We start from the raw sequence: 956 nt of genomic DNA on the forward strand, positions 1-956 counted from the left end.
AAACGTTGTAGCCAATTTGAGAAATGAAATTACTAATAGCAACATTTGGATTAATAATCAGCTTTGGACTGACAACAAAAATGAATGTTGAATCGAAAACTAATTTCGACTTACCAATAAAATTAAATAATTCAAAGCCTATGGGACTTTTTCTATCAATGTCCGGAGTAATCGGAAAATCAAAAGAGGACGTTGAAAAATACTTAAAAGAATATGCCAAAAATAATGGCGGAGATTTATTGAAAAAAAGTCTTGAAAATGAAAACCCAAACTTTTGTGTATTAAATGAAAAAAATGGCAATGTAACTGTCTTTTATCCAAGTGGATTTAATGAATTTGGGGATGTATCAAAATACTTATCTGAAAAACTTAATTGTCCTGTTTTCTTTTTTCACATCCACGATGGAGATTTATGGTTGTACTTTCTTTACAACAAAGGGGAGTTAGTTGACCAATTTAACCCAATTCCAGATTATTGGGATGATAATTTATCAGAAACAGAAATTGATGAACAAAAAGGAAACCCACAAATCGTTGAGGAATTAGTTCCTAATGTAAAAAAGGAAGATATTGCCAATTATTATGTTCGTTGGGATTTAGAGGCAGAACCTTTTAAGGCTTATCCACAAGATGAATTTACTAACGAGGATTGGCAAGTTGTGGATTATATGAATAAAATTGGACTCGAATATCCAATATCTGATAACGGAATCGCTTTAGGAACTGTTTACAAGTTTTGGATTCCTGAACCAACTGAAAAGAATAAAGAAAAAAAGAGTTACACTTCAAAAAAATGGTGGAAGTTTTGGAATTAAAAAAACTGGCTACAACATTGTATAAAAATAATGCGTAAGTTTATTTCTAAATCTAAAGTTAGTGCTTGTTTGCTTGCTTCTGATTTTCCTACGGAAAATCCTCGCACTCAAACTACGCACTATTCTTATACGTAACCGTTG

General features: G+C 31.5%; 1 protein-coding gene. It reads left to right on the forward strand.

Annotation, left to right across the window (positions count from 1 at the left end):
- Positions 1 to 80 precede the first annotated feature (80 nt).
- Positions 81 to 815, forward strand: a complete 735-nt coding sequence (locus tag ACFQ1R_RS12925; protein WP_379926672.1) for a hypothetical protein — start codon at positions 81 to 83, stop codon at positions 813 to 815.
- Positions 816 to 956 lie beyond the last annotated feature (141 nt).

The organism is Mariniflexile jejuense (assembly GCF_042675665.1).
In the GTDB taxonomy this organism is placed as follows: domain Bacteria; phylum Bacteroidota; class Bacteroidia; order Flavobacteriales; family Flavobacteriaceae; genus Mariniflexile; species Mariniflexile jejuense.

Coding starts and splice junctions, on each gene's coding strand:
- ACFQ1R_RS12925 (WP_379926672.1), top strand. CDS start 81: ATGAATGTTGAATCGAAAACTAATTTCGACTTACCAATAAAATTAAAT.